Below are 2,925 nucleotides of genomic sequence, written 5' to 3'. Positions count from 1 at the left end.
ATCACGCGCGCCGAGGGCGCGGGATCGGCCGAACGCCGGAACAGCGCGGCCGCGCGCCCGCAGGCGCCCTCCCCGGCTTCGACCGCATTGCCCTTAACCGTAAGCGAGACGTCGTCGCAGCCCAGGCCGCAGAACGGGCATACAACGTCGTGGTGCGTAACGCCGCCGCTGGAGACGTCAGTCATACTTCACATACGCGAAGCGCTGATCGCCCTGCGGCGTGCCCTCGAGCGCGCCGCCTTCCAAGCCGGGCTGCCATTGAATGACGCTCTCTATCTTCTTCGCGAGTTCAAAGTCGCGATCGGTGATTCCCTTGGCGTCGTGGGACATCAGCCGCACCTCTACCCAGGCGTAGGACGCGGTGAGGTCCGGATGATGCCAGGCGGCCTCCGCCAGATGCCCGACGGTGTTGATCACCATCAGCGTGCTCTTCCAGCTCTGGGTCTTGTAGGTGCGCCGGATCCAGCCGTCCTCCAGCCGCCACTTGGGCAGCTCGGCGGCGAGGCGGGCCTCCACCTGATCTGGCGGAATGACGGCTTTTCGTTCGGCCATTGGCGGACGGAGCCCCAAAACACTGGAAGTGGCGCGAGGCTTACACAGCGCTTTGAGCCGGCGCAACGCGTCGCGACGTTTCGTCCGATAGCGACTTAGGCCAAGGAGCGAGGTTGGCGAGCGCGGCCCACGGCGAATAAGGTGCCGCCGGAAACGCCATGAGAGTCACCCCGCAAAATCGCCAGGACGGCGACCCCTCGCGCGCCCTCCGGGCGGTGCGCGTCATCGCGCCGGGCCGGCTGCATATCGGATTCCTCGACCTCAACGGCTCATTGGGCAGGCGGTTCGGCAGCCTCGGGCTGACGCTGGAGCGACCTGTGACGCGGGTCCTGATGGAGAACGCCGCGGCGCTGGCCGCGAGCGGTCCGGACGCCGCTCGCGCGGAGAAGGCGCTGAAATGCGCGGCGGCCGAATTCGGAGTCGAGAACGTCAGGATCACCGTCGAGGCGGCGCTTCCGGCGCATAGCGGCCTCGGCTCCGGCACCCAGCTCGCCCTCGCCGTCGGAGTCGGAGCTTGCGCCCTCAGCGGCAAGGCCATCGACGCCCGGGACGTCGCGCACGCTCTGAGCCGCGGCGCCCGATCGAGCATCGGCCTCGGCGCCTTCCAGGGCGGAGGCCTCCTGCTCGACGGCGGCAAGCCTGTTTCGGGGCCGCGCCGTCAGCCGCCCCCGCTGCTGTCGCGGATTCCGATCCCGGAGGCATGGAGGATTCTCCTCATCTTCGATGGCGGCCGCGTTGGGCTGAGCGGGGGCGACGAGATCCAGGCGATGGAGGAGCTGCCGCCGTTCCCGGAGGCGCTCGCCGACCATCTCTGCCGGCTCACCCTGATGGCCGCCCTGCCGTCGGCCGCCGAGGGAGACGCGATCGGCTTCGGCCGCGCGGTCGGCGAGATCCAGCGCCGCCTGGGCGACCACTTCGCGCGGTTCCAGGGCGGCCGATTCACGAGCCCCGACGTCGCCGAGGCGCTGCGGATCATCGAAGCGGACGGCGTCCCGGGCGTCGGCCAGAGTTCGTGGGGACCGACCGGCTTCGCGGTCTATGGCGACGCCGCCGCGGCGGACGCCGCGGCCGAGGACCTGAGGCGACGTTTTTCCGACCGCCCGAATCTGGTCTTCGACGTCGTCCGGGGAAACAATCACGGCGCGACGATCGACCTCGCGCCTGCGCCGGCGCTTGGCGCCACCGTCTGAGGCTCCACAGGAGACACCGAATGTCCGACGCCGTACCGATCCTCCACATGATCACGCCGCTCAGGCACACGAGCCCGTTCGACGTGAACATGGCGGTCGACGCGGGCTTCCACGACATCGCGACCTATGTCGGGGTCGAACTCAAGGACGTGGTGCCGCTCACCCAGGACGCGATGTTCAGCCGCGCGCCGTCGGACGCCAAGCGCACCGTGCTGTTCATCGGCGGCAAGGACGCGAGCCTGGCGCTCGACCAGATGGCGGCCGCCGCGTCCGCGCTGTTCCCGCCCTTCGAAATCTCGATCTTCGCCGACCCGGCGGGCGCCTTCACCACGGCCGCGGCGATGATCGCGCAGGTCGAGAGGCACCTGCTCGGCAAGCGCGAAAAGGGGCTCGAGGGCGCGCGCGTCCAGGTCTACGGCGCCACTGGAATCATCGGCGGCATCGCGGCCGTGATCGCCGCCCAGGCCGGGGCGCACGTCACGATGGTCGGCCACATGATCATCGAAGACGTCCAGCTGAAGGCGATCGACTTCAAGAAGCGGTTCGGGGTCACGCTCGACTGCGCCGTCGCCACAAGCGACGAGGACAAGAAGAAGCTGGTCGCGGACGCGGAGGTGATCCTCACCGCCGCCTCGGCGGGCGTGCAGGTCATCTCGAAGGATGTTCTTGAAGCGGCCAAGAACCTGCTGGTCGCGGCGGACATCAACGCGGTGCCGCCGACCGGCATCGAAGGCGTGGGCTCGAACGACGACGGCGTCGCGCTGCCCTACGGCGTCGGGATCGGGGCGCTGGTCATCGGCCAGATCAAGTATCAGGTGCAGCACCGGATGCTGAAGCGGATCCGGGAGAGCGACGTCGCTCTGCGGATCGGCTTCCTGGAGGCCTATGAACTCGCGCGCACGCTCTCCGAGTGACGCCTGCGACGTCGCCCTCATAGCTCTGTCGGCGCGGGCGCTCGCCCGCTCCGCTAGGCGGGAGGGACTGAGAGCGATCGCGCTCGATCTTTTCGCCGACGCCGATACGAGCGAACACGCCGTGAAGGCCGTGCGGGTCGGCGCTGCCCGGCGCGGCCTGGGCTTCGACCCGCGCGCCTTGTCGCGCGCGGTCACGCTGTTCTCAGCGTCTCTGCCTGTCATCGTCGCTTCAGCCCGTTCGCCGTGGATGATCTCTGACCGGGAGAGCG

3 protein-coding genes and 2 pseudogenes are annotated in these 2,925 nt (G+C 69.2%); 3 read left to right on the top strand and 2 right to left on the bottom strand.

All coding sequences use genetic code 11. The features are described 5' to 3' along the window. Together ACIKT0_RS16230 and ACIKT0_RS16225 are read right to left on the bottom strand one after the other, a co-directional pair. Window positions 1-185 (bottom strand): annotated as a pseudogene (locus tag ACIKT0_RS16230) (hypothetical protein); the annotation flags it as partial. Further along, window positions 178-552 carry a 4a-hydroxytetrahydrobiopterin dehydratase gene (locus ACIKT0_RS16225; protein WP_183394027.1) on the bottom strand — a complete coding sequence of 125 codons (375 nt, stop codon included), beginning with the start codon at window positions 550-552 and terminating at the stop codon, window positions 178-180. The pseudogene ACIKT0_RS16230 and the gene ACIKT0_RS16225, both read right to left, overlap by 8 nt. A gap of 158 nt (window positions 553-710) precedes the next feature. On the opposite strand from ACIKT0_RS16225, the gene ACIKT0_RS16220 reads away from it, so the two are divergent. The 3 genes and pseudogenes from ACIKT0_RS16220 to ACIKT0_RS16210 form a co-directional block, all read left to right on the top strand. Beyond that, on the top strand, window positions 711-1,742 hold the full coding sequence (locus ACIKT0_RS16220) for a beta-ribofuranosylaminobenzene 5'-phosphate synthase family protein (RefSeq protein WP_407106406.1): 1,032 nt from the start codon (window positions 711-713) through the stop codon (window positions 1,740-1,742). A gap of 20 nt (window positions 1,743-1,762) precedes the next feature. After that, a complete protein-coding gene (locus ACIKT0_RS16215; RefSeq protein WP_407106404.1) occupies window positions 1,763-2,656 on the top strand; it encodes an NAD(P)-dependent methylenetetrahydromethanopterin dehydrogenase in 894 nt (297 codons plus the stop codon). Beyond that, window positions 2,628-2,925 (top strand): annotated as a pseudogene (locus ACIKT0_RS16210) (hypothetical protein); the annotation flags it as partial. The gene ACIKT0_RS16215 and the pseudogene ACIKT0_RS16210, both read left to right, overlap by 29 nt.

Source organism: Hansschlegelia beijingensis, from assembly GCF_045505405.1.
In the GTDB taxonomy this organism is placed as follows: Bacteria; Pseudomonadota; Alphaproteobacteria; order Rhizobiales; family Methylopilaceae; genus Methylopila; species Methylopila beijingensis_A.
The sequence above is the reverse complement of the archived record's forward strand: the minus strand, read 5'-3'. Positions and strand labels throughout refer to the sequence as shown.